This window comes from Pseudoalteromonas sp. SG43-7 (assembly GCF_014164295.1).
GTDB lineage: Bacteria > Pseudomonadota > Gammaproteobacteria > Enterobacterales > Alteromonadaceae > Pseudoalteromonas > Pseudoalteromonas rhizosphaerae.
Genome location: NZ_JACJEY010000011.1, coordinates 45,270 through 70,788, shown reverse-complemented (window position 1 = coordinate 70,788; position 25,519 = coordinate 45,270). Strand labels below are relative to the sequence as shown.

General features: G+C 40.9%; 20 protein-coding genes. 13 read left to right on the top strand and 7 right to left on the bottom strand.

Annotation, left to right across the window (positions count from 1 at the left end; genetic code table 11):
* Nucleotides 1-39: 39 nt before the first annotated feature.
* Nucleotides 40-801 (bottom strand): outer membrane protein assembly factor BamD, encoded by a 762-nt coding sequence (locus H5200_RS07055; RefSeq protein WP_149980797.1) that lies wholly within the window; start codon nucleotides 799-801, stop codon nucleotides 40-42.
* Between the two features lie 141 nt (nucleotides 802-942).
* On the opposite strand from H5200_RS07055, the gene rluD reads away from it, so the two are divergent.
* From rluD to clpB, 3 genes are all read left to right on the top strand, one after another.
* Nucleotides 943-1,920 carry a 23S rRNA pseudouridine(1911/1915/1917) synthase RluD gene (gene rluD, locus H5200_RS07050; protein WP_145237221.1) on the top strand — a complete coding sequence of 326 codons (978 nt, stop codon included), beginning with the start codon at nucleotides 943-945 and terminating at the stop codon, nucleotides 1,918-1,920.
* 9 nt (nucleotides 1,921-1,929) lie between these two features.
* Nucleotides 1,930-2,655, top strand: a complete 726-nt coding sequence (pgeF, locus tag H5200_RS07045; protein ID WP_145237218.1) for a peptidoglycan editing factor PgeF — start codon at nucleotides 1,930-1,932, stop codon at nucleotides 2,653-2,655.
* A 97-nt stretch (nucleotides 2,656-2,752) separates the two neighbouring features.
* Entirely contained in the window at nucleotides 2,753-5,329 is a 2,577-nt protein-coding gene (gene clpB, locus H5200_RS07040; protein WP_149980795.1) for an ATP-dependent chaperone ClpB, read from the top strand.
* A gap of 111 nt (nucleotides 5,330-5,440) precedes the next feature.
* Here clpB and H5200_RS07035 read toward each other — a convergent pair whose 3' ends face one another.
* The gene (locus H5200_RS07035) at nucleotides 5,441-6,988 is read right to left on the bottom strand and encodes a PAS domain-containing methyl-accepting chemotaxis protein (RefSeq protein WP_182761214.1); all 1,548 of its coding nucleotides are present in this window, start codon (nucleotides 6,986-6,988) and stop codon (nucleotides 5,441-5,443) included.
* 485 nt (nucleotides 6,989-7,473) lie between these two features.
* Between H5200_RS07035 and gshA the strand changes: the two genes are divergently transcribed.
* Nucleotides 7,474-9,051 (top strand): glutamate--cysteine ligase, encoded by a 1,578-nt coding sequence (gshA, locus tag H5200_RS07030; RefSeq protein WP_182761213.1) that lies wholly within the window; start codon nucleotides 7,474-7,476, stop codon nucleotides 9,049-9,051.
* Nucleotides 9,052-9,191: 140 nt separating this feature from the next.
* On the top strand, nucleotides 9,192-9,800 hold the full coding sequence (locus H5200_RS07025) for a hypothetical protein (protein ID WP_145237206.1): 609 nt from the start codon (nucleotides 9,192-9,194) through the stop codon (nucleotides 9,798-9,800).
* 55 nt (nucleotides 9,801-9,855) lie between these two features.
* Here H5200_RS07025 and H5200_RS07020 read toward each other — a convergent pair whose 3' ends face one another.
* The 3 genes from H5200_RS07020 to H5200_RS07010 all read right to left on the bottom strand — a co-directional run bounded on the left by H5200_RS07020 (nucleotide 9,856) and on the right by H5200_RS07010 (nucleotide 12,965).
* Complete coding sequence (locus H5200_RS07020; RefSeq protein ID WP_145237203.1) at nucleotides 9,856-10,692, bottom strand: mechanosensitive ion channel family protein; 837 nt, start codon at nucleotides 10,690-10,692, stop codon at nucleotides 9,856-9,858.
* Nucleotides 10,693-10,828: 136 nt separating this feature from the next.
* Nucleotides 10,829-12,097: an HlyC/CorC family transporter gene (locus H5200_RS07015; protein ID WP_145237200.1), complete on the bottom strand. Its 1,269-nt coding sequence runs from the start codon at nucleotides 12,095-12,097 to the stop codon at nucleotides 10,829-10,831.
* Nucleotides 12,098-12,158: 61 nt separating this feature from the next.
* On the bottom strand, nucleotides 12,159-12,965 hold the full coding sequence (locus H5200_RS07010; RefSeq protein ID WP_145237197.1) for an inner membrane protein YpjD: 807 nt from the start codon (nucleotides 12,963-12,965) through the stop codon (nucleotides 12,159-12,161).
* Nucleotides 12,966-13,238: 273 nt separating this feature from the next.
* On the opposite strand from H5200_RS07010, the gene ffh reads away from it, so the two are divergent.
* The 6 genes from ffh (at nucleotide 13,239) to tyrA (ending at nucleotide 18,373) form a co-directional block, all read left to right on the top strand.
* Nucleotides 13,239-14,618, top strand: a complete 1,380-nt coding sequence (gene ffh, locus H5200_RS07005; RefSeq protein ID WP_145237194.1) for a signal recognition particle protein — start codon at nucleotides 13,239-13,241, stop codon at nucleotides 14,616-14,618.
* A gap of 261 nt (nucleotides 14,619-14,879) precedes the next feature.
* Nucleotides 14,880-15,128, top strand: coding sequence for a 30S ribosomal protein S16 (rpsP, locus tag H5200_RS07000; RefSeq protein WP_145237191.1), 249 nt, complete (start codon nucleotides 14,880-14,882; stop codon nucleotides 15,126-15,128).
* Nucleotides 15,129-15,145: 17 nt separating this feature from the next.
* Complete coding sequence (gene rimM, locus H5200_RS06995; RefSeq protein WP_145237188.1) at nucleotides 15,146-15,682, top strand: ribosome maturation factor RimM; 537 nt, start codon at nucleotides 15,146-15,148, stop codon at nucleotides 15,680-15,682.
* Entirely contained in the window at nucleotides 15,682-16,449 is a 768-nt protein-coding gene (gene trmD, locus H5200_RS06990) for a tRNA (guanosine(37)-N1)-methyltransferase TrmD (protein ID WP_145237185.1), read from the top strand. The genes rimM and trmD overlap by 1 nt, the downstream gene beginning before the upstream one ends.
* A gap of 33 nt (nucleotides 16,450-16,482) precedes the next feature.
* Nucleotides 16,483-16,842: a 50S ribosomal protein L19 gene (gene rplS, locus H5200_RS06985; protein ID WP_002962189.1), complete on the top strand. Its 360-nt coding sequence runs from the start codon at nucleotides 16,483-16,485 to the stop codon at nucleotides 16,840-16,842.
* A 397-nt stretch (nucleotides 16,843-17,239) separates the two neighbouring features.
* Nucleotides 17,240-18,373, top strand: a complete 1,134-nt coding sequence (gene tyrA / locus H5200_RS06980) for a bifunctional chorismate mutase/prephenate dehydrogenase (protein ID WP_145237181.1) — start codon at nucleotides 17,240-17,242, stop codon at nucleotides 18,371-18,373.
* Between the two features lie 71 nt (nucleotides 18,374-18,444).
* Here the strand turns inward: tyrA and H5200_RS06975 are convergent, their stop codons facing one another.
* Entirely contained in the window at nucleotides 18,445-19,602 is a 1,158-nt protein-coding gene (locus tag H5200_RS06975) for a chorismate mutase (protein WP_149980790.1), read from the bottom strand.
* A 360-nt stretch (nucleotides 19,603-19,962) separates the two neighbouring features.
* Between H5200_RS06975 and H5200_RS06970 the strand changes: the two genes are divergently transcribed.
* Entirely contained in the window at nucleotides 19,963-22,953 is a 2,991-nt protein-coding gene (locus H5200_RS06970) for an EAL domain-containing protein (RefSeq protein WP_182717095.1), read from the top strand.
* A 71-nt stretch (nucleotides 22,954-23,024) separates the two neighbouring features.
* Here H5200_RS06970 and H5200_RS06965 read toward each other — a convergent pair whose 3' ends face one another.
* On the bottom strand, nucleotides 23,025-24,224 hold the full coding sequence (locus H5200_RS06965; RefSeq protein WP_145237171.1) for an aromatic amino acid transport family protein: 1,200 nt from the start codon (nucleotides 24,222-24,224) through the stop codon (nucleotides 23,025-23,027).
* 387 nt (nucleotides 24,225-24,611) lie between these two features.
* Here H5200_RS06965 and H5200_RS06960 point away from each other — a divergent pair, with 387 nt between their 5' ends.
* Nucleotides 24,612-25,514 (top strand): DMT family transporter, encoded by a 903-nt coding sequence (locus tag H5200_RS06960; protein WP_145237168.1) that lies wholly within the window; start codon nucleotides 24,612-24,614, stop codon nucleotides 25,512-25,514.
* Nucleotides 25,515-25,519: the final 5 nt, after the last annotated feature.

Sequence of the window (25,519 nt, the reverse complement as noted above, 5' to 3'; positions counted from 1 at the left end):
TTATAAACAATCAGTAGCGCCTTTTTTGTATATGTTAATTTATTTCTTTTTATTTAACTCACGGGTCATTTTAGCGTGTTTACTTAATTCTGGTAAACCAAGCTTGTTGTAGCTTTTTTCCATCATTTCCAGTGCATTATCTAAGTAACTACTTTGAGAATAATGCTCTACGACGTACTTACCGCGATTTGCTGCTGCTAAGTAAGCTTCACGTTCATAGTAGTAATCAGCAACTTTCAACTCGTAACGTGCCATTTTGTTGAGTAACCAAACTAAACGTCTTTTTGCTTCAGGGGCATAGCCACTGTCAGGGAAGCGATTGACTAAGGTTGATAAATCAGTAAAGGCAACACGGGTACGATTAGCATCACGGTCGGCTCTATCAACACCAAAATACTCTTGGAATGCGTTTTTATCGGCTTTAATATTTACTAAACCACGCATGTAGTACATATAGTCTAAATCTTTGTGGTTTGGATTTAGGCGAATAAAACGGTCAATTGTTGCAAGCGCTTGTTCAGTATTACCCGCTTGATAATGGGCGTAGACTAAATCCATTTGTACTTGTTTTGACATAGGGCCAAACGGATAGCGTGAATCAATCGCACTCAAAAGCTCAATTGCACGCGCGTATAAGCCTGAATCAAGTGTTTGTTTGGCATCATCATACAACGCTTGCGCTGATTTATTAGGAACGCGTTGGATATCTTCTGCATCAGGTGCTGACGAACAGGCACCTAAACCAAGTAATGAAACTGTAAAAACAATGGCGAATGCACGTTTCCCTATTCTATTTATCATTTTATTTGTTACCTTCGATGTCTTCGGCTAGGCCAAGTGGGTAAAACCGAGTAAACTATGCTTATTATATAATGCTTTTATTAAAAGCGATTCTAACCCAGTCGAGCACAGCTTGCACTGGTAAATTGGGTAAAGTTACTAATGTCAGAGCAAATTTCTCTTCAAGCCGAGGTGCCAACTGAGTTAGGCGGTAAACGTCTAGACCAAGTATTGGCGCAATTGTTCCCTGATTATTCACGTTCACGTATAAAAACGTGGATTTTGGATGATAAAATCACCGTGGATGGTGAAATTTTAAACACCCCGAGAGAAAAACTCTTTGGTGGTGAAACAGTCAATGTTGAAACTAGCATTGAAGCCCCACGTGAATATCTAGCGCAAGATATCAAATTAAACATCGTTTATGAAGATGATGATATTTTGGTTATCAACAAACCTATGGGTTTAGTTGTGCACCCTGGTGCCGGTAATCCTGATGGCACAGTGCTCAATGCATTGTTGCATCATTATCCAGATATCATTAATGTTCCGCGCGCAGGTATTGTGCATCGTCTAGATAAAGATACTACCGGTTTGATGGTGGTAGCTAAAACAATTCAGGCGCAAACACATTTAGTTAAAGCATTACAAAAGCGTGAAAACTTCACGCGTGAATATGAAGCAATTTGTAATGGCACCATGACCGCAGGTGGTATGGTTGAAAAACCAATTGGTCGCCATCCTACGCAGCGTACACACATGGCTGTGCATGAGCAGGGCAAACCAGCAATTACGCATTTTCGTGTCGCTGAAAAATTCCGTGCGCATACGCGATTACGTCTTCGTTTAGAAACTGGCCGAACTCACCAAATTCGTGTGCATATGGCATTTATCAATCATCCATTGATTGGTGATAAAGCCTATGGCGGTCGTCCACGTCCACCAAAAGGTGCAACACCTGAATTGTTCCAAATGTTACGTGAATTTAATCGTCAAGCTTTGCACGCAGTAAAGCTAAGTATCGCACACCCAATTACGGGTGAAATGATGACTTGGCAGGCGCCAATTCCTGATGACATGGTTGCCATGACGCATGTACTTCGTGAAGACACCAAAGCTAATCCAAATATCGATTTTTAAGCTGCTTTAATGCTTTATCCTAATTGGACAGCGCCAACCAATGTAGGTGCTCTCAGTACAACTCGTCAGGGCGGTGTATCGCATGCGCCTTTTATGAGTTTAAACTTAGGCCTACATGTGGGCGATGATCAGCAAGCGGTATTAACGAATCGCGCACTTTTAGCTGCTCAGCTTCCTAAAGCACCGGTGTGGCTTAATCAGATCCATAGCAGTGAAGTCGTTGTTGTGGATGAGTATTTTGACCCACAGGCTAATTATGATGCGGATGCGCTGTATACCCGATTAAAAAATCAACCACTGGCAATTATGACAGCAGATTGCTTGCCGGTTTTACTTACCAGTGAAAGTGGTGATGAGGTGGCTGCTATTCATGGTGGCTGGCGCGGTTTGCATGCGGGTATTATCGCTAATACTTTGCGTCACTTTAGCAGCCCTGCAGAACAAATTATAGCGTGGTTAGGTCCTGCCATAGGTGCTGCAAAGTTTGAGGTTGGCAGTGAAGTAAAAGCGCTTTTCTGTGAACAATCAGCATCTCATCACACTGCATTTGTGGCGCAGGCGGATGGTAAATATTTAGCGGATATTTATCTGCTCGCAACCACACAGCTTATTAATCTAGGCATAAGAAATATTAGTGGTGGTGAGTACTGTACAGTTAGCAATAGCGAACAATTCTTCTCATACCGTCGAGATGGTCAAACAGGCCGTATGGCTTCTTTGATCTGGCGCAAGTAATAGTCTATTCAGTGAGTATATTTTCTCCTAAGCCTTGATCAAAGTGCCGAGCATACCCATTAATTAAGTAATTAGTTTTTTTAATAGGTAACCCCTTATGCGTTTAGATCGATTTACCAGTAAATTTCAATCTGCGCTCTCTGACGCTCAGTCATTAGCGCTTGGTCGTGATCATCAATTTATTGAACCAGTACATTTAATGTATTCACTCTTGCAGCAAAGTGGCTCAAGTGTGCGTGCGTTATTAGCCCAAGCCAGTGTGAGTGCCGATGAACTTAATACTAAGTTATCACAAGAGATAGAAAAGCTATTTAAAGTGGAAGGTGTTGGCGGCGACGTGCAGTTGTCAAATAACATGGTTTCACTGATCAACTTATGCGATAAGTACGCGCAAAAGCGTAAAGATAAATACATCTCCAGTGAGTTATTTGTATTAGCAGCGTGTGATGATAAAGGGCCATTGGGTGATATCTTCCGCGCTTTAAATATGACCAGCACTAAAATAGAAGCAGCAATACAAGCTATTCGCGGTGGTCAAAAAGTTGATGATCCGAATGCTGAAGATACCCGTCAAGCGCTGAAAAAGTTTACTATCGATTTAACTGAGCGTGCAGAGCAAGGTAAACTTGATCCTGTTATTGGCCGCGATGATGAAATTCGCCGCACCATTCAAGTATTACAACGGCGTACTAAAAATAACCCCGTGTTGATTGGCGAACCCGGTGTCGGTAAAACCGCTATAGCTGAAGGGCTCGCGCAGCGTATTATAAATGGCGAAGTGCCTGAAGGCTTGAAAAACAAACGTGTGTTATCGCTTGATTTAGGAGCCTTGGTGGCCGGTGCAAAATACCGTGGTGAGTTTGAAGAACGTTTAAAGTCAGTGCTTAATGAATTGGCTAAAGAAGAAGGCCAAGTGATTCTGTTTATTGACGAAATTCATACTATGGTGGGCGCCGGTAAATCTGATGGTGCAATGGATGCGGGTAATATGCTCAAACCTGCATTGGCTCGAGGTGAACTGCATTGTGTCGGTGCTACAACCCTTGATGAGTATCGTAAATATATTGAAAAAGATGCCGCTTTAGAACGTCGTTTTCAAAAGGTGCTTGTTGAAGAACCATCAGTAGAAGATACCATAGCGATTCTTCGAGGCTTGAAAGAGCGTTACGAGTTACATCACTGTGTTGAAATTACCGATCCAGCCATTGTTGCCGCAGCGCATTTATCGCACCGCTACATTAGCGATCGCCAGCTACCGGATAAAGCCATTGATTTAATTGATGAAGCGGGTTCGTCTATTCGCCTACAAATCGATTCAAAACCAGAATCATTAGATAAATTAGAGCGCCGTATCATCCAGCTAAAACTCGAAGATAATGCACTTGCTAAAGAGAAAGATGACGCCAGTCAAAAGCGTCGTTCTGAGATGCAGGAGCTGATCACCGATCTTGAAGCCCAGTACCGTGAACTTGATGAAGTATGGACAGCTGAGAAAGCCTCTTTGCAAGGTACTCAAGTAATTAAGGCTGAACTTGAGCAAGCGCGATTAGACTTAGATGTTGCTCGTCGTGCCACTGATCTACAACGTATGTCAGAGTTGCAATACGGCCGCATTCCAGAGTTGGAACGTAAACTCGACTTAGCTTCACAAGCTGAAATGCAAGAAATGAGCTTACTTAAAAACCAAGTGGGTGAAGATGAAATTGCTGAGATACTTTCACGTTGGACTGGCATTCCTGTATCGCGCATGCTTCAAGGTGAGCGTGAAAAACTGCTGCAAATGGAAGAACATTTACACCATAAAGTGATCGGTCAAGACGAAGCCGTAGTCGCAGTGGCGAATGCGATTCGTCGTTCACGGGCAGGGCTTGCAGATCCAAATAGGCCAATCGGTTCGTTTTTATTTTTAGGCCCAACCGGGGTCGGTAAAACTGAGCTGACTAAAGCGTTAGCTGGATATATGTTTGATACTGAAAGCGCGATGGTGCGAATTGATATGTCTGAGTTTATGGAAAAGCACTCAGTTGCTCGCTTAGTTGGCGCGCCTCCGGGCTATGTTGGTTATGAAGAAGGTGGCTACTTAACAGAAGCTGTTCGTCGTCGTCCATATTCTGTAATTTTGCTTGATGAAATCGAAAAGGCACATCCTGATGTATTTAATATTCTGCTGCAAGTGTTAGATGATGGTCGTTTAACGGATGGCCAAGGTCGTACTGTTGATTTTAAAAATACAGTGATCATCATGACCTCAAATTTAGGCTCAGATATTATTCAAGAGCAAACCGGTAACAACGATTATGCAGCGTTAAAAGAAAAAGTGATGGGGGTTTTGGTTAATGAGTTTAGACCTGAATTTATTAATCGTATTGATGAAACCGTAGTATTCCACCCACTTGCTAATGAACATATCAAAGAGATTGCAGATATTCAGTTAAGCAAGTTACGTGAGCGCCTAACAGGAATGGGTTACTTGTTACAAATAAGTGATGCAGCTCTTGATCGAATTGCAGCCAGTGGTTTTGATCCGGTTTATGGTGCACGACCACTCAAACGGGCTATTCAACATACCATTGAAAACCCATTATCGCAGAAGTTACTCGCAGGTGAATATCAAAGTGGTGACATGATAGTAATTGATGCTGACGAAAATGGTTTAGTGTTCTCATCACGCTAACTGATTAACTGAGTTTTAAGGCCAGTGAATATGCTGGCCTTAAACTCGCTGCGAATAAAAAGTTATAAAGTAAATATTAAAGATAAACCCCTATCATTTAGCCGCGCTTAATTAAACCTTAAAAGTCAGTAAAATATCGTTAACTTTACGTGAGCCTTCGACAAGCTGTGCAGCACCTTTAGCGACATTAAAGCTCAACGTTAAGTTCTCGTCACTGTAACCTTTTATTTGTGTAATGTTGTCGCTAATATCGAGGCTGACAGTTTGTTGTTGCTCGGCGGCAGCAGATATTTGTGTCGCTAGTTGCGATATTTCACTTATTTGCGCGAAGATGCTATCCAGTTCAACTTGGGTATGTCCGGTGGTATTTACACATTCATCGGCTTGCGCCTTGGTGTTTTTCATGACCGTGGACCAGCTAAACAGGGTATCTTGAATTTCTTTAATAGAGCTATGAATTTGTGCAGTAGCACGTTGAGTACGAGAAGATAATGCACGCACTTCATCGGCAACTACCGCAAAGCCTCGGCCATGTTCACCAGCACGCGCGGCTTCAATTGCAGCATTTAATGCCAGCAAATTGGTTTGCTCTGCAATGCCTTCGATTTCAGTCATTACTTGACCTATTTTATCCGCCTCGGTTGCAAGGGAATTTGCGGTACTTGCCGCTTGTTCAACTTGTAAAGCAAGATCAGACACCATGGCACTATTGTCTGCAATGTGTAGTTTTATATCAGTGCAGCTTTGGTAAGTAATATTTACTTTTTCAGCGGTATGATGAGTGTTGCCCGATATTTCACCTATGGTTGCGCTCATTTGTGACATGGCGGTGGCTATTTGACCAAGGCGTTGTCCTTGTGCGGCAATGCCTTTTTCAGTTAATGCTGATTGTTGGTCTAGATTAGCCGCAATACCGGTAAACGTGACAGTCGTATCTTTTACTCGTCCTAATACGGTACGTAATTTAGCATTAAGCATTTGCTGGTTATATTCACTAATACTAAATGGATAATGGCCGACATAGACATAGCGGGATACAGAATCATTATCTACCTTGAGCTGTTTCAGTACTGCTGGTGTGAAAACTAATTCATCATAATTTAATAGCATAATTAGTAAACTAAATAGCGCGGTTATCAGTGCAACAGAAATAGATACAAAAGCTGCTAATAGTACTAAACCAATTAAGCCAATCAGTAGGGCTGCACTTTGGCGAACACCGACCCATTCACGCCAAGAAGACAATGATTTACCGGCATTTATTTTAGTGTATAGGCTTTGTGCTCGTCGTTTTAGTTGTTCGCTCGGTTTTGTTCGTACTGATTGATAGCCAACGAGTTGACCATGTTCAAAAATAGGAGTAACAAATGCATCAACCCAATAATAGCGGCCATCCTTGCAGCGATTCTTTACCATCCCGCGCCATGAATGGCCTTGTTTAAGTTTTTCCCACATTTCTTTAAATGCCGCTTTGGGCATATCTGGGTGGCGAACAATATTATGATTTTTGCCAATGAGTTCTTCAAGGTTGAAGCCAGCGATATTGCAAAATTCTTTATTCGCATAGGTTATCACTCCACGTACATCTGTAGTGGAGACGAGCTCCTGGTGATCTGAAAAGGTGACTTCTTCGTTTATTAACTGCTGACCCCGACGCATAGGTAGTCCTTAAACATGCTTTATTATTAGTGATGATTATAAAGTTCATACAAATGTAATGATAGCAGGTTCAGTGATCACAGGAGTAAAATAGCTATTAAATAGCTTTTTAATGATCTAAAACAAAGAAACTTGCAAAAAGTGCGCGGGTAATAGCTTAATATATAAATAGATATCATTGCTCTAGTACGAGCAATGAGTAAATGTCAGCAATGAGTTGCACATAATAAGCAAACATTTAATTAGTCAGTATCTTGCATTACTGTGGTGTCATTAAAGCAATTGTATATTAGCTCTTACAATGGCAAGATTAGTAAATATTTGGCTATTATAGCTTGGCTGCCCGCAGCAAGTTTGCTTTACAAACATACGGTGACCTTCTTGGAAAATAGTGGAAATTAGAGTTATGCCACTATTAAACCTTGAGTATTATCAATTTGCCCCCATTGACTTATGATTAGGCCACGTGGCTCGAGGAAGCATTTTTGACTACACATGATTTAACTAAAGCGTTAGCAGCGCTAGCCCCAGAACAGCATAAATACGCAATTAAAGGCATTCAACGCGGTATTGAAAGAGAAGCGTTGCGGATCAAGCCAAACGGTGTAATTTCACAGCAAGGTCATCCAAAAGGGGTTGGTTGTGCGTTAACTAACGGGCATATCACAACTGATTTTTCTGAGTCTTTACTAGAGTTTATAACACCCGTTAGTGAATCTGTTGAAGAAACGTTAAATCAGCTGCAAGACTTACAAAAGTTTACCCTATCACAGATGGGCGATGAATTATTATGGCCTATCAGTATGCCGTGTTTTATAGAACATCAAGATGACATTGTATTAGCTCAATTTGGTGATTCTAATATTGGACGCATGAAAACCTTGTACCGCGAAGGTCTTAAAAATCGTTATGGCAGCATGATGCAAGCGATTGCCGGTGTGCACTTTAATATATCGTTTCCAGAGTCATTTTGGCAGAGTTTAAAAACGATTAAAGGCGATACTGGCTCATTACAAGAGTTTATTTCGGCTGGTTATTTAGGACTGATCCGTAACTTCAAACGAGAACTATGGTTGATCAGTTATTTATTTGGTGCATCGCCAGCGCTGTGTAATTCATTTTTACAAGGGCGCAGTACGGATCTTCCTTTTAAAAAGCTAGGTAAAGGTACGCTTTATCTTGAAGTGGGTACAGCTTTGCGCTTAGGTAATTTGGGTTATACCAACAGTGCTCAGTCATCACTAAAAGTACTGTATAACTCACTAGATGAATATGTAGCAGGATTAAAAAGTGCGATTCATTCACCGTCAGATATTTATGGTCAGCTTGCTGATTATAAAGATGCCCAGCCTAAACAATTGAATAAAAATGTATTGCAGATTGAAAACGAATTTTATTCGCCAATTCGTCCTAAGCGCAATGCTAAAAGTGGTGAAACACCGACTGACGCACTGTTACGTGGCGGTATTGAGTATATTGAAATCCGGGCTCTAGATGTAAATCCATTTGCAGCAACGGGAATTGATATTGAGCAAATTCATTTCCTAGATGTTTTTCTAACTTATTGCTTATTGAAAGATTCTCCAACAATGGATTGGGATTCGCAACAGCGGAGCACCGAAAATTTAGATACGGTTGTAAGCCAAGGTCGCGCTTTAGAAGTGATGCTAAATCGCTCTGGTAGTTTACGCAGTCTAGCAACGTGGGGAGCAGAGATCTTCGTACAGTTACAACAAGTTGCAGCCTATATGGATAATGCTTACGGCGTTAGCTATTACAGCGAAACGATTACTCGATTAAGCCAATGGATAGCAGATCCTGAATTAACATACTCAGGGCGCTACGTTAGTCAACTGAAAGGGTCTGGTATTGATAATGGTTATTTTGCCTTATCGTTGGCAAAAAGTTACCAGCAACAACATCAAGATACGCCATATAAAGTGTATTCAGACAGCTATTTAAAACAACAAGCAGAACAGTCAGTTATTGCTGAACGCGAGTTGAAAGCCGCTGATAATCAAACATTTAATGCATTTTTAGATGATTATTTTGCCACTAAGTAAGTTTGTAGCTAAATAAGCAGGCAAAAAAACGCAGCCCAAGTTGGCTGCGTAAAGATTCTTCAGGGATAAACAATGCTAAACTGCGCATTCATAAAATAAGACTTATACTTTTATAAAAAGTTCAGCGAGCAACAAAAAAAATGAAAAATAGTTTAATTATTTTATCGCTGGGGGCTCTGTTAACTGGTTGCGCAACAGCCCCTCCAAAGCAACCTAATGATATATGTAAAATTTTTGAAGAAAAAAGCGATTGGTACTATGACGCAAAAGATGCCCAAGAAAAATGGGGCTCACCTAAACATGTACTAATGAGCATGATGTATCAAGAAAGCTCCTTTAAACACGATGCTGCACCGCCAATGGAATACTTTTTGTGGGTTATTCCCACAGGGCGAGCAAGTTCAGCTTACGGCTACTCACAAGCAAAAACTCCCACCTGGTCTGATTATATTCGTGAAACGGGTAATAGCGGCGCAGATCGCGATGATTTTGATGACGCTATCGACTTTATGGGCTGGTTTGTTTATAAGACTCATAAAGTTAATGGCATCTCGAAATGGGATGCCTACGCGCAATACCTAAATTACCACGAAGGCTGGGGCGGTTATAAACGCGGCACCTATAAAAATAAAAAGTGGTTAATGGCAGTGGCTAATAAAGTAAAAAATCGTGCAAGTCGCTATGCGGCTCAGCTTAAACGTTGTGAAGACGATTTAGATAAAGGGTGGTTAGAAAGGTTATTTAGCTGATCTGACAAGATTCAAGATTTTAAAAAGCCCGCACAGCGGGCTTTTTAGTATTAGTTTATTTCCCTGGGAATTGATGAATATGTACATCGCGCTGTGGGAATGGAATGGTAATATTTTCTTTATCGAAGGCAATTTTAACGCGTTCGTATAAACCAAAATACACTGGCCAGTAATTTTCAGAATCAACCCATGCCCAGACCAACATGCCGATATGGCTATCGCCATGCTGACTTACATGCACAACCGGTTGTTTTGCTTCATCTTTGAGTACTAACTCGTAGCTATTTAACACGCCCATTAGTACTTCTCGCGCTTTAAGCACATCATCACTGTAGCTAATACCAAACTCAATATCGACGCGGCGAGTTGGTTCTGCAAACTTGTTTTTTACACAGCCATTAGAAAGTGCACCATTTGGGATAATAATTTTTTCATTATCATAAGTGAGTAGTACGGTAACAAATATTTGAATTTCAACCACTTTACCCATATAGCCTTGGGCTTCAATGACATCACCAATTTTAAATGGTTTAAAAAATAAGATCAGCACACCACCGGCGAAATTCGCTAGGCTGCCTTGTAATGCCATACCGACCGCTAAGCCTGCAGCACCGAGCATAGCAATGAACGAGGTTGTTTCTATACCAATCATTGATGCGACTGAGATCAGTAATAGCAACTTTAAAATAACCGATAAGAAGGAGACCAAAAAATGACTTAATCCGGCTTCAAATTTTACCTTTGCCATTGATTTTTCAGCCATACTGGCAATACGGCCAACAAACCACCAACCAACAATTAAAACAAAGATTGCCAATAAAAATCGAGGGCCATAGGTCATTAGCATTTCAATCGCTTTGGTGTACAGGGTCTCGATAGAGATATCTTCCATTGCATTTTCCACATCTATAAAGTTACAAATATAATAGCCTAATAATTAACACTTTATAGAGAATAATGAACAAAAAATTTGTTGCGGGGATGAGCTGAGGGAGTAGAGTAACCATAGGTTACTCTACAGATATTGCTTATATTTTGCGCTTGTTCGCTTGAATGCGCACCAGTTTGATCATGTTCTCTTTTACTTCAACAACTTCAATCGGATAGCCTGCAATACGCAAACTCAAGTTGGCATCAGGAATGTCTTCTAAGTATTCGACAATTAAGCCACTTAATGTTTTCGGGCCATCAAGAGGGAACTCCCAATCCATTTCTTTGTTTAGATCGCGTACGTTAGCACCGCCATCAACTAAAAATGAGCCATCATCTTGTGACACAACTTCTTCACTTGGAGTACGTGTTTGCGTAGTGGTAAAGTCACCGACCACTTCTTCAAGAATATCTTCGAGGGTAACTAATCCTTGAATATCACCATATTCATCAACTACTAAACCGATACGCTCTTTTGATTGCTGAAATTTAAATAGCTGAGTATTGAGCGACGTACCTTCAGGAATAAAATAAATCTCACGAACTGCGCGAAGCAATGATGGTTTATCAAATTGCTCTTTTGTTAATAACCGCAGTGCATCCCGTGAGTGAATAAAGCCTACCGCATCATCAATTTGGTCGCGATATAAAAGTACTCGCGTGTGTTGTGCATGGGTAAGCTGTTTACTAATTAGTTTCCAGTCATCATTGATATCAATGGCAACAATTTCGTTGCGCGGGATCATAATATCTTCGACAGTGACTTGCTCTAAATCTAAAATGGAGGTCAACATACTTTGGTGACGCGCGGGGATCAGCGCACCCGATTCATTCAGCACCGTTTTTAATTCTTCTTTACTCATGCTGTGCTCATCTATTTGTGCAGCACTAATACCAAATAGGCGTAATATACCATTGGTCATCCAGTTAACGACGACGACAAATGGAAAGAGAATTTTTAGTAACCCTTTGAGTATCACCGAACTAGGAAAGGCAACTTTTTCAGGGTAAAGCGCAGCTAGCGTTTTAGGCGTTACTTCTGCAAATATAAGCACGACTAAAGTTAGTGCGCCAGTGGCAATAGCGATACCTAAATCACCATATAAACGAATACCGATAATGGTTGCAACCTGCGCGGCAGCAATATTCACCAAGTTATTACCGATAAGGATAAGGCCAATAAGTCTATCAGGACGGCTCAAAAGTTTGTTGACACGCTTTGCTGCGCGGTGATTTTCTTTAGCAAGGTGGCGTAAGCGGATTCTGTTAATTGACATAATGCCCGTTTCAGAACCAGAAAAATATGCAGAACAAAGTATGAGTATTCCAAGTATTATAAACAAAACACTTGTAGAGATGTCGTCCAAAGAAGGATCCTTTTTTATTTAACCAATGCGTATTAAGCGGGAGTGAGCTGCCTGAGTCAAGTTAAAACTTATTCAGGATCACCTCTTGCACAAAACGACTGCCAAAATAAGCCAGCGTTAAAACAAAAGCAGCAGCCATGATAGCTAGTACGACCGGTTTCCCACGCCAGCCTTGCTTTAAGTGACCAATTGTCACCGTTGCAAACATAGCCCAAGCAATTAATGATAAAACAGTTTTATGAATAAATTCACTAGCAAACATGCCATCAAGAAAAATAAAACCAGATAATAACGCTAAGGTTAACAAAACCGTGCCTAGCGTTAATAAGTGATAGAGTTGGCGTTCAACCACCATTAATGGCGGTAAATGGCTATGCACAATCGCTAAGTCTTTTCGTTTTAAGCGTTTATCAATAAAGTAAAACTGTACGCCATATAAAGTGGCAATAATTAACACACAGTATGCAAGCAGGGAAAGCGAAATATGAGTGACTAAACCTATTTCAACATCAATACTTTGCAATAAAATATGATGCGGGATAAATAAGCTGGCAATTGTTAGCAAAGCAGCAAAGCCATAGACAACAGGCAGTAATAATGTGGCAGGGAATTTTAATGACACTGTAGTGACAGAGACCACAATCACCCAGCAGGTTAATAGTGATACATTAACAATACTTAAATCTTGGCCATCGGCGCGAAACACTGAATTCACCAGTAATAACATGTGCGCTAAAATTGCCACCGTGCTGAGGATAACCGTCAGCTTTTGGCTCGGACCTTGTTGGTGAAATAACCGAGACAGCACGTGAGACGTCGCGAAGATATAAAATAAACTGGCAATAATAGTTAAACTAATAATCAGCATAGTGCTTGGGCCACTCAATTTGAGTCAAATATTCCTTGTTAGAGTAATGGCATTGTATTTTATAGTGAGGCAAATGCATAGAGTTTGTAAAAAGAAACTCAAACAGCTCACTTGAACACTGTATTGTGCGCCACCATTTACGGTATACTGTTTTTAATTAAAATTTTAATAATACTGATTATATGAAATCAGCGCTATTAATAGTAAGTGCTAAACTTGCGGCAATAACGTTGGTTGGGAAATTGGTATATCACGTTTGATCGGAACCTTTACATGTTTGAGAACCTCCAAGAACGATTAGGTAAAACCTTAAAGAATATCAGCGGCCGTGGACGCCTTACTGAAGACAATATAAAAGATACACTACGCGAAGTGCGTATGGCTTTTTTAGAAGCCGACGTCGCTTTACCCGTTGTTCGTGAGTTTGTTAAACAAGTTAAAGAGCGCGCGGTAGGTATTGAAGTAACTAAGAGCCTAAGTCCTGGGCAAGTGTTCATTAAAATCGTTCGCGAAGAGCTTGAAAAAGCCATGGGTGAAGCAAACGAAGAGTTGAGCCTAAACGCACAACCGCCAGCCGTTGTAATGATGGCGGGTCTGCAAGGTGCGGGTAAAACGACCAGTGTTGCTAAGCTTGCCAAATTCTTAAAAGAACGTAAAAAGAAATCAGTATTAGTAGTCAGTGCCGACGTTTATCGTCCTGCGGCTATTAAACAGTTGGAAACACTGGCCGATGAAGTAGGTGTTGAGTTTTTCCCAAGTGACATTTCACAACAGCCGGTTGATATTGCGAAGGCAGCTATTTCTCATGCGAAAAAGAAATTTATCGATGTTGTATTAGTTGATACCGCAGGTCGTTTGCATGTTGATAATGACATGATGGACGAGATTAAAAATCTTCATCATGCTATTAACCCAATCGAAACCTTGTTTGTGGTTGATGCCATGACGGGTCAAGATGCTGCCAATACTGCCAAAGCGTTTGATGAAGCATTACCTCTGACCGGTGTGATACTAACCAAGACCGATGGTGATGCGCGCGGTGGTGCTGCACTATCAATCCGCCATATTACCGGCAAGCCTATTAAGTTTATGGGTGTTGGTGAGCGCACTGATGCGCTTGAGCCTTTCCATCCAGATCGTATCGCATCGCGTATACTTGGTATGGGGGATGTACTTTCATTGATCGAAGAAGTCGAAATGAAAGTCGATAAAGAGCAAGCTGCAAAAGTTGCTGAAAAAGTTTTTAAAGGTGATGGCTTTACTCTTGATGATTTTGCTGATCAATTAAAGCAAATGAAAAGCATGGGCGGCATGATGTCAATGCTTGATAAATTACCTGGTATGCAAAACCTGCCTGATGCAGTGAAAGGTCAGATGGGTGATAAAACCTTTATTCAGATGGAAGCGATCATCAGCTCAATGACGAAAAAAGAGCGTGCACGTCCAGAGATCATTAAAGGCTCTCGTAAAAAGCGTATTGCAGCGGGCTCTGGTACGCAAGTACAAGAGATCAATAAGCTGTTAAAACAGTTTACGCAGATGCAAAAAATGATGAAAAAAATGAAAGGTAAAGGCGGCATGATGAAAATGATGCGCGGCATGAAAGGCATGTTACCACCAGGAATGATGGGTGGCGGTGGCCCTAAATTTTAATGTTTTAACTGACGCCATGCAGATGTAGCTAATCAGTTAACTAAAAAGAGAGGCAAATAGCCTCTTTTTTTGTAGATAAATTATGCGTTGAAAGTTCTATATAGCCTGATTTAACGCGTAGATCATAGTTTAATCAACTTAACAGTCATTTCGAGTCACTTCTTACTTGCATTGTTGCTAAAAACTCGTACAATTCCCCAGCTCCCCATACTGGGGAGTAAATCTTATTAATGAAAACAGTCAATCTATTTAGAGGACGGTATGGTAACTATTCGTTTGCAACGTGGTGGCGCTAAAAAACGCCCTTTCTATCAAATTGTGGTTGCGGATAGCCGTTTCTCGCGTGACGGTCGCTTCATCGAGAAAGTAGGCTTTTTTAACCCAATTGCTAGTGGTCAAGAAGAAAAAGTACGTTTAGATTTATCTCGTGTAGAACACTGGGTAGGTCAGGGCGCATCTCTTTCAGATCGCGTAAATAAGTTAGTTAAAGACGCTCGTAAAGCGGCTTAATAGGCGTAAGTGTAACCATGAGTCAAGAGAACACCTCATCAATAATTGTCGTAGGAAAGCTCGGTGCCCCATATGGTATAAAGGGCTGGCTTAAGGTACATTCATTTACTGATGATCCCATAGGGATCTTCGATTTCAGCCCGTGGTTGATAGGGCAGCAAGGTAAATGGCAGACCTTAGAAGTGGTCGACTGGCGTCGCCACAACAAAGGCTTTATCGCTAAATTTGCGCAAGTAAACGATCGAGACGAAGCAATGGCTTATACCCATGCAGAAATCTCAATGGATGCAGCGCAATTACCAGAACTCCCGCAAGGTGAGTTCTATTGGCGAGATCTCATTGGCATGTCTGTTGTAACCGATAAAGGTTATGACTTAGGCATAGTTGATGACCTGATGGAGACAGGCTCAAATGACGTATTGGTTGTGAAAGCAAACAATAAAGATGCATTTGGCCAAGCAGAGCGTTTAATTCCGTTTTTAACTGATTCAGTTATCAAAGAGATTAAGCACGATGTAAAAGAAATTACAGTAGACTGGGATCCTGGCTTTTAATGAGTCAAACGAGTTCGTTGTGGGTAGGGGTTATCAGCCTTTTCCCGGACATGTTTGATGCCATTACAACGCAAGGTGTAACTGGTCGAGCAGTAAAAAATGGTCTGATCGACTTTAACTGCTGGAACCCACGAGATTATGCTATTGATAAGCATAGGACCGTGGATGATCGTCCTTACGGGGGCGGTCCAGGTATGTTAATGATGGTTGAACCACTAAAGCAAGCCATTCTTGACGCCAAACAGGCGGCAGGAGATGGTGCAAAAGTAATTTATATGTCCCCGCAAGGGCGCAAATTAGATCAGCAAGGGGCAAGCGAACTCGCAAGCTCTAAAAAACTGATTTTAATTGCCGGTCGCTATGAAGGTATAGACGAGAGAATAATAGAATCATACGTTGACGAAGAATGGTCAATTGGTGATTTTATTTTGAGTGGTGGTGAACTACCAGCCATGACATTAATTGACGCAGTAGCGCGATTAGTGCCGGGCGTATTAGGACACAACCAGTCAGCAGAGCAAGACTCATTTTCGGATGGCTTGCTGGATTGTCCTCACTATACACGGCCAGAAACATTGGACGACAAACAGGTGCCTGCTGTATTACTCAGCGGAAACCACCAAGAGATAGCAAAATGGCGGCTGATGCAGTCATTAGGCAGAACTTGGTTACGCCGTCCTGACTTGTTGCATAACCTAGCTCTGACTGAGGAGCAAGCGGTATTACTCGCGAAATTTCAGCAAGAGTACCAAAAAGCTTGTGGCTAGAAGACAGTTACACCTAGGAAAGTGAGAAACATAATGGCAAAAGTAAACCAAAATATTATTAAAGCGCTTGAAGATGAGCAGCTTAAAACAGACGTACCTGCATTTGGCCCTGGTGATACAGTGGTTGTACAGGTAAAAGTAAAAGAAGGTGCTAAAGAGCGTCTACAGGCCTTTGAAGGTGTTGTAATCGCTAAGCGTAACCGTGGTCTTCACTCAGCATTCACAGTTCGTAAAATTTCGAACGGTGAAGGTGTTGAGCGTGTATTCCAAACGCACAGCCCTCTTATCGATAGCGTAGCAGTTAAGCGTCGCGGTGCAGTTCGCCGTGCGAAACTTTACTATCTACGTGAGCGTTCTGGTAAATCTGCACGTATTAGAGAAAAACTTAACTAATACGCGCTGTTTATCAACGCAAAAAAACGGGTTGCAACCTTCGGGCTGCAACCCGTTTTGGTTTTTAGAGATAGTAAGTTAGTTAGGGTAAAGTTATCGAATTAGAAGGCTAGTGAGGGTAAAGTTAAAAGATTAAGATTGCTCAACGTTAAAGTGATCACCATAACTTGATTAGAGCGCAGAGAAGTTCAGTAAAAAAATACCCATCCAAGAATTACTCATAAATCAAATACAACTCGGCCAACTTATAACTTATGGCTTAACGCTTAAACCCTCATTCTTTTGCTTATTTAGCCTTTTAACAACTAAGCGATCCTGTTAGTATTTATCGTATTGATTAGTTTACTTTTATGTAAATTTAAATGTACGAAATTGCAGTTTCTAAGGTGGTAGTCGCGTGGCGGATATAAAAGAGTTAGATAAGTTAAGAGAGGGGATCGATGAATGTGATGCCCAGTTGGTTGCACTGCTGGCTAGACGTAATAGTATTACCGAGCAGATCGGCGCAATCAAACAACAAACGGGTGCGCCACTGCATGCGCCTGATCGTGAAGCTACTTTATTAGCTGCTCGTCGCCAAGAAGCGATTAACCAAGGTGTTAATCCTGAATTGGTGGAAGATATCCTACGCCGTATGATGCGCGAAGCTTACCAAAATCAACAGGCTAAATTAGCATGTAGCGCGCCACAGTTATCACCTATTGTGATTGTTGGTGGTCAAGGCGCTATGGGGCAATTGTTTGCTCAGCAATTTATCCGCTCAGGGTATGAAGTTAGAATACTCGACAAAGAACAGCAAAGTAACGCGCAAGAAATATTAGCGGGTGCAAAACTGGTGATGATCAGTGTGCCAATTAATGCCTTAGAAACAGTGGTCACTGCCTTACCTAAGCTCGATGATGATTGTTTATTAGTTGATATTACTTCAGTTAAGCAAGCACCGTTAAAAGTATTAAAAGCAGTGCATAGCGGTCCTGTAGTCGGTTTACATCCAATGTTTGGTCCTGATATTTCTCATTGGGTAAAGCAAACAGTGGTGGTTTGCGAAGGCCGTAACCATGAGATTGCCCAAGGTTTATTATCGCAACTGCAAGTGTGGGGCTGTCAACTTGTTGAACTCGATGCGCAAAAGCACGATGAAGCTATGCAAATTATTCAGGTTATGCGCCATTTAACCACTTTTGTATACGGCCAGTTTTTAGCAAAACAAGGTCATACCCTCGAAGAGCTCCGCAGTTGTTCGTCACCGATTTACCAATTAGAGTTGATGATGGTAGGGCGCTTATTCGCACAATCACCAGAGCTTTATTCAGACATTATGCTAGCGCAATTTGATAACGTAGAGCCTTTACTTGCACAATATCAAGATACGTTTGCAAGTACCTTGGCAAAATTAAAAGCCGGTGATAAGGCCGCTTTAATTGATTCATTTGCGGATGCTAAAGCGTATTTTTCAGATGCTACTGCGCATTTTTTAACGCAAAGTCGCAGCCTGTTAAACAAAGCTAATGATGCGAAAGTACTTGATTGATAACCGCTGTGTGAAAAACAGATAATAAAAAAGGGCTAATTTTAGCCCCTTTTTTATATTTTACTTAGCGCTTAACTTTCTATACTAACAGCTTGCAGCGATTCACTTTGGTAACAGCCCAGTACGCGTACATATTGGGTGTGTTCTTTAAGTTCTTCAAGTGCTTGCTTAACATGGTTATCAACCAGGTTTGCTTCTAAATCCACATAGAATACTTCTTCCCATGGGTTACCCGGCACAGGGCGTGATTCTAGTTTTACTAAGTTGATATTATGTTCTTTGAAAATCATCAACGCATCAGCCAAAGAACCTGCTTGTTGTTTAGTTGCCATAATTAAACTGGTTTTAGTCGGGATCTGTTTTGATACATAAAGAGGCTTACGGGCAACTACAATAAAACGGCTATGATTTTCACGTTGATTCGCAAGGCCTGATTTAATCACTTCTAAACCCACATTCTTACCCGCTTGAGCTGAACCAATTGCTGCGCTATTAGGGGTATCTAATGCTAATTGTAGAGCGCTTGAGGTTGAATCGCATGTTTCATGTTGAATATCTCCTAAGCCTTGTAAAAAGCGACTACATTGAGCGAATGGTTGCGGGTGAGCAAAAATCTTACTGATCTGACTAAGCTCAGTACCCGGTGTGACCAATAAACAATGTTCAACACTGTGGGTTACTTCACCAACGATGGAGACTTGTGCGTGTTGCAGTAAATCAAACACTTCGTTAATACTGCCAGAGCTGGTGTTTTCAATGGGTAATAAGCCAAAATCTGCTTGACCATTTTCAACTTTACCAGTGATCTGTTCAAAGCTAGAGCAGCCCATTTCAACAAGTTTACCTGGGCGACGGCTAAAATATTTATGACAAGCAAGTTGGCTGTAAGAACCTTGACCACCTAAATAAGCAACACGGTGTGTTTCACTCATAGCATCTGGGTTTAAGTTCTTCTGTAACATGGCTTGTTGATTAAGTACTGAATCTTCTAAAATTGTTTGGAAAACGTTATTCACATAATAAGCGTCCAAACCAAGAGACTTACCATAACCGATGAGTTTTTCTAACAAGGCAAGTTCACGGGCCTCATCACGTATCGGTTTATTATTAGCAATCTTATATTCTACAACGCCGTGGCTAATACGGCGACGTTTTGCTAATAGCACTAATAGGTCAGAATCAATTTCATTGATATCGTGTCTAAGTGAATTAAGTACATCATTAGTCATTTTTGGGTTCCTCATTCCAAAAAATTACCTTTTGGGTAATAAAAACAAAAAAGCCTCCCAATTGGGAGGCTTTGCTATTCGGTTGATTTAATCTCGCAAACAGGTAAGCCTCTTCTATCTAAAGAAGCTAAAAAACGAAAAATGTAATTGCGAAAATATTATATTCATACTCTTAATGTATGGAGAGTGGGCTATAAAGTCAACACTCTAGCGGGTTTTATCGCCGCCAAAGGATAGTTTATTTTTGATATGGGATTTTTTCAGTAATTTCAACGAAAAATTTATAAATCTAAATAGGGATCTGGTATATTTATTTAGGTGAATTTAAATAAAAATAATTATTAAAAATAAGGTTGTCCTGTGGTGTATAGACGCCCACCATCACGCTTTGGTGTAAATTCGTTGAGTATGAAGCTTTCGCTGTTAATTTCGGCAATTTGTTTAATTGCTGGGATCTGTGCAGCGGTGTTAATGCTAAAATCAGAAGAAAAACAATTGGTATTTGAAGAACATGAAGTTCTCAAGCATTCCAGCGAACGTCTGATCCGTCAGTTTAATACTCTGGTGAAAACCAAAATTAATATTGCGGAGCAAGCGAATAATGTCGTCTCTAGCCAATTATTTTATAATTCCTCGCAATTGCTCAGTAGCCAAAGTGCGCAGCTCAGCTTTGACCCCGATGGCAGTATTCGCAGTGCCTCTGATGATGGTTTATCTGCGGCTTTTATGCCACAAGATAAGTACTCACCTTTTTATAAAAAACTCATTAATGATTCTGAATCGCTATGGAAAATTGTAGCGCCTACCTTGATCCAAGATTTCTTTAACTTTTATTTAATCACCAAAGATAATTTTATCCGTATTGCGCCACCTAATTGGGCTCTGAATGTTGCAGGCTCTCATCAGTTTATTGATAATCAAAGTTTTAATTACGCAAAAGAAGCGCTTAACCCAACCCGCTCGGCTGTGTGGTCTAAAGTTTACTACGATAAAATTTGGCATAAATGGGTGGTGAGTTTACTGGTGCCAGTTTATCTTGAAAATGAATTTTTAGGTGTTACTGGCAGCGATTTAGCACTCGATACGCTTATTTCGCAATTACCGATCGGTGACAAGGAGCAGCACTTATTTGTTTTTGATAGCCAAGGGCAATTACTTGCTCATCCTGATCTGAATAAAAATCTTTACGAAACCTACGGTAAAGCAGGCAAACCACTACGCACTCATGATTTTGTTAATGGCGATCTACAAGAGCTGATCAATCAAACTATCAAAATGCATTTACCAGAATACGCAGACTCTTTTGTACAAGATGGTGAAACGCACATCATTAATATTCGTAAAGTTGATAATTTAGACTGGTATATAGGAATTTACAAAAAACGTTCATCAGCACTTTCAGCACTTGAAGAGCTAAAAGTGAAGTTTTTTGGGTTGTTTATTTTATATGCCATTTTAGTCGCACTGTTATTACATCAAGCACTTTACCAACTGGTGTTACGTCGTATTCATTCATTAGTACATGCGGTAACCAGCTTTGGCAAAGGGCACTTACAAATTGAATTTCCAAAAGAAAATAAAGACGAAATTGGTACTTTAAATGGCTCTTTTCGCGATATGGCTATTGAAATTCGTAAGCTTATTGATGGTCTGAATCAGCGTATTACAGAAAAAGAGATTGCCGAAAAAGCCGCAAATCGATTATCTAAAGCGGTTGCTTTTTCTGGCACTGCAGTGGTCATCACCGATCAAAACTTCGTGATTGAATACGTCAATCCAAAAATGTTAGAAATGACCGGATTTGAAGAAAATCACTTTATGCAGTCACCGCTATTAAGTATTATCGCCAAAGAAATGGCTATTTTGGTTGATGACATTGATATTGATTTACGCAGCCGAAATTATTGGCGTGGCGATACTTTGATCCAAGGTCTAGATAAAAAGCCAATCTGGGTGTCGCTCAGTATCTCACCAATTCGCGAAGACGGTGGCAGCATCACCAGTTATGTTGCCTCAGCACAGGATATTTCGTTTGTTAAAGAAAGCCAGCGGAAAATGGAGCAATTGGCTTATTTCGACACCTTAACAGGGCTGGCTAACCGTACCTTCTTTAGAATGCAATTACGTAAGTCAATGGCGCTTGCAGAGCGTGGCCATTATGCGTTTGCTTTATTCTATTTTGATTTAGATGAGTTTAAGCGTATTAACGATACACTTGGTCATGATGCAGGCGATCAGCTACTCGTTGAGGTTGCTAACCGTTTGAAAAAACGACTGCGAGCGGAAGATACAATTGCCCGTTTAGGTGGCGATGAGTTTGCAGTTTTACTCAGTGGAATTGAGCGTCAAGAGCATGCAATGGATGTTGCTAACACGATTCAAAAAACATTGAATGTGCCAATAATGCTTGGCAATAACGAGGTCATTATTAGTGCTAGTATTGGCATTACTATGGCACCATATGATAGCAAAGAAGAAGACCAGTTATTAAAACACGCTGATTTAGCTATGTATGAGGCTAAAGCAAAAGGGCGTAATACTTATCACTTTTATAGCCAAGAATTAGATGCTGCAGCAAATGAGCGACTGTTTATTGAAAACGAACTGCGTTTAGCAATCAAAGCACGGCAATTTGTGATTTTCTATCAACCACAAGTTGATAGTCGCACTCAGCATGTGGTCGGTTATGAAGCCTTGATCCGCTGGTTCCACCCAACTGAAGGGATGATCCCACCTACCAAGTTTATCCCAATAGCTGAAGCAACAGGTTTAATAGTTGAGTTAGGTGCTTGGGTGCTACAAGAAGCGTGTGAGTTTGCAGCAAGATTAGCAGCGCAAGGGCGAGAAAATAATATTTCGATTAATCTCTCTGCTCGTCAGTTTAAAGATGCTAAGTTAGTGCCATTATTGGCATCGATTATTAAGAAAACCAAGGTGTCGGCTAAGCGGTTACATCTGGAATTAACCGAAAGTATGCTAATGGGTAATGTGGAAGCGGCAATTACGCAATTACATCAGCTAAAAGCGCTTGGCGTGTCAATATCGATAGACGACTTTGGCACGGGTTATTCGTCATTGAGCTACTTAAAACGTTTCCCAGTTGATATTTTAAAAGTTGACCGCTCGTTTGTTAAAGATATACCGGATGATCCAAATGACATGGAGATCACTGCGGCAATTATAGCGATGGCACAAAAGTTAAAATTGAATGTGGTAGCCGAAGGCGTTGAGACCATAGAACAAGTGGAGTTTTTACAAAACAATAACTGCTTTATAGTGCAAGGCTATTATTATAGCCCGCCTATAGCAGAGCAAGATTTGCCAAAGCTATTTGCAAAGCTTGATGATTGAGTTAAACACATGTTTAATCTAACTCAAGTTAGTTAAAATACCAAAAGGCACCATTTAGGTGCCTTTTTGCATTAACCTATCGCGGGGATTAAACCTGCCATCTGCAGCCCTTGGGCGCTGATAATAAGCACGCCGCAAAGCGCCGCTACTGCCAGACCAAAATTACCACCACGCACTGTATAGCCGCCTTTATCGCTGCTACGCTGCTTATAAACCATTGCTACGGGTAAAAACACTGCTAGTACGACTAAAGCGATAGCTGCATAGCCAAGCGCCATAATAAAACCTTGTGGGTAAAACAATGCAAATCCTAATGGCGGGATAAAAGTAATGAGGGCTGTTTTTATCCGATCTTTATTACCATCTCCTTTTTTAAAGGCATCAGCAAAGAAATCAAATAATCCTAGGCTCACCCCTAAAAATGAGGTTGCCAGTGCTAAGTCTGCAAATAGGTTAACTGCAGTGGCAACAGCTGCGTTATTAGCGATACTGGCAATACTTGCCACAAAGCCTGGTAAGCCAGAGCTTTTTAGTAATTCAGCTTGACTCATCATACCTTGGCTGATCAACTGCCAAAAAATGTAAATAACCAGCGGTAAAGCTGCTCCGGCAATCATGACACGGCGTAAGGTTTTAATATCTAAACCAACATATTTAACGATCGATGGGATCGAACCATGAAAACCAAAAGAGGTAAATACCACAGGAATAGCTGATAAAATAAGGCCTTGTTCAATGGGCATTTCGAGTAAATGTTGGCCATGAACATACGGGGTTAACATATAAAATAAGCTCGCCAGTACCACAATTTTGATGCTAAATAACACTCGGTTTAGCTTATCGACCTTACTGGTGCCTAAGGTAACAACTGTGCCTATTACAATCGCTAGAATGATTGAACCTACTTGCGGAGCAATATCGAGGCTAAAGCCGTTATTTATTTTTTCTTGTAGTTGCGCACCACCACCTGCAATGTAAGCTGAGCAAAGCGCATAGAATAAAAACATCACCGAAAAATTAGCCAGATATTGGCCGCGTTTACCTAACCATGATTTTGCTAACGTATTTAGCGTGGCATCGCGATCAGCATGTTGATGTAATTCGAGCATTAATAATGCGGTATAAGTCATTAACGCCCATATTGAAATAATTAATGCTAATGCGGTTGTAAAGCCAAGTCCCGCAGAAGCGATTGGTAGCGCCAACATCCCTGCGCCGATAGTGGTACCTGCAACAATTAACATGCTGCCTATTGTTTTATTTTTAAGCACTTTTTGCCCCTAAAACATCGTGAGAGGCAGGCAAGATATAACTAGTTGGCACAAACTTAAATAGTTTTGTTACAAATCAAAGAAATTAAATGTAACTTATGATTTACAAGCCATCATTGTGAAGTCAGTTTTTGGTATAAAAACCACTCTAGCAGTTGACTTATTAACCAGTTCTGCTATTTCTATAAATTCAATTTATTATTAAGAATACTATTTACATGCAACAAGTTAACCGAGCCCTAACCATGCGCCCATGGCTGAATCTACCAGTTGTGCGCCCATTGCTGCGCTGCGGTTAAGTTGTTTTTTACTAACCGCGATTTCAAAGCGGTTAGTGCTGTATCTCCTTCCTCTTTGTTATCGCCACTTTGCTAAAAGGATCCGCTTGTGAGCGTTAAAGCATCATATTTTTTAATGGTCTTAATTTGGTCAACAACGCCTTTGGGAATTGTTTGGAGCAGTGAGTCTGTTACACCAACGCTCGCGGTATTGTTACGGATGTCGATAGGATTAGTGCTGGCTGCATTAGTTGTGGCGATTGCTAATATTCGTGTCCCTTGGCACCGTCGTGCGTGTTTTTTGTATGGTTATTCGAGTATCGGCATATATGGTGGCATGCTGTTGAGTTATATGGCAGCTAAAACAGTTCCATCAGGGCTGATATCATTAATGTTTGGTCTGGCACCAATTTTATCTGGTTTATTAGCACAGCGATTACTCAACGAGCCAAAATTCAGCGTTGTTAAACTAATTGCGTTAGCATTTGCGCTATTGGGGTTATTTTTGGTAAGTGAAAAACACATGCAAGGCTCATTGATGCAAATGCAGGGTTTAGCTTACGTATTTATGGCTGTGTGCTTTTTTAGTTTAAGTGGGGTGATGATCAAGCGAATAAAAATTGCTATTCATCCAATGGCGACCACATTTGGTGCATTAGTATTTGTTACGCCCTTATTTTTTATTACTTGGTGGTTGTTCGATGGTGAGCTCAATACGAGTACGTGGACAGTAAAATCACTGTGGTCAATTGTGTATTTGGGCGTGTTTGGCTCATTGGTTGGTTCGCTTGCTTATTTTCATGTGTTACAAAAATTACCAGCTAGTACCGTGGCGCTAACCACCTTGATCACACCAAGCTTTGCGATTGGCTTAGGGGGCTGGTTAAATAATGAAGCAATTGATCAACAATTACTTATTGGCGCTGCCATCATATTACTGAGCTTAGCGGTGTTTCAGTTTGGTGATGGTTGGTTGAAAAAAAGAGCCACGTTTAAAAAGCTTAACCCTTAACAACA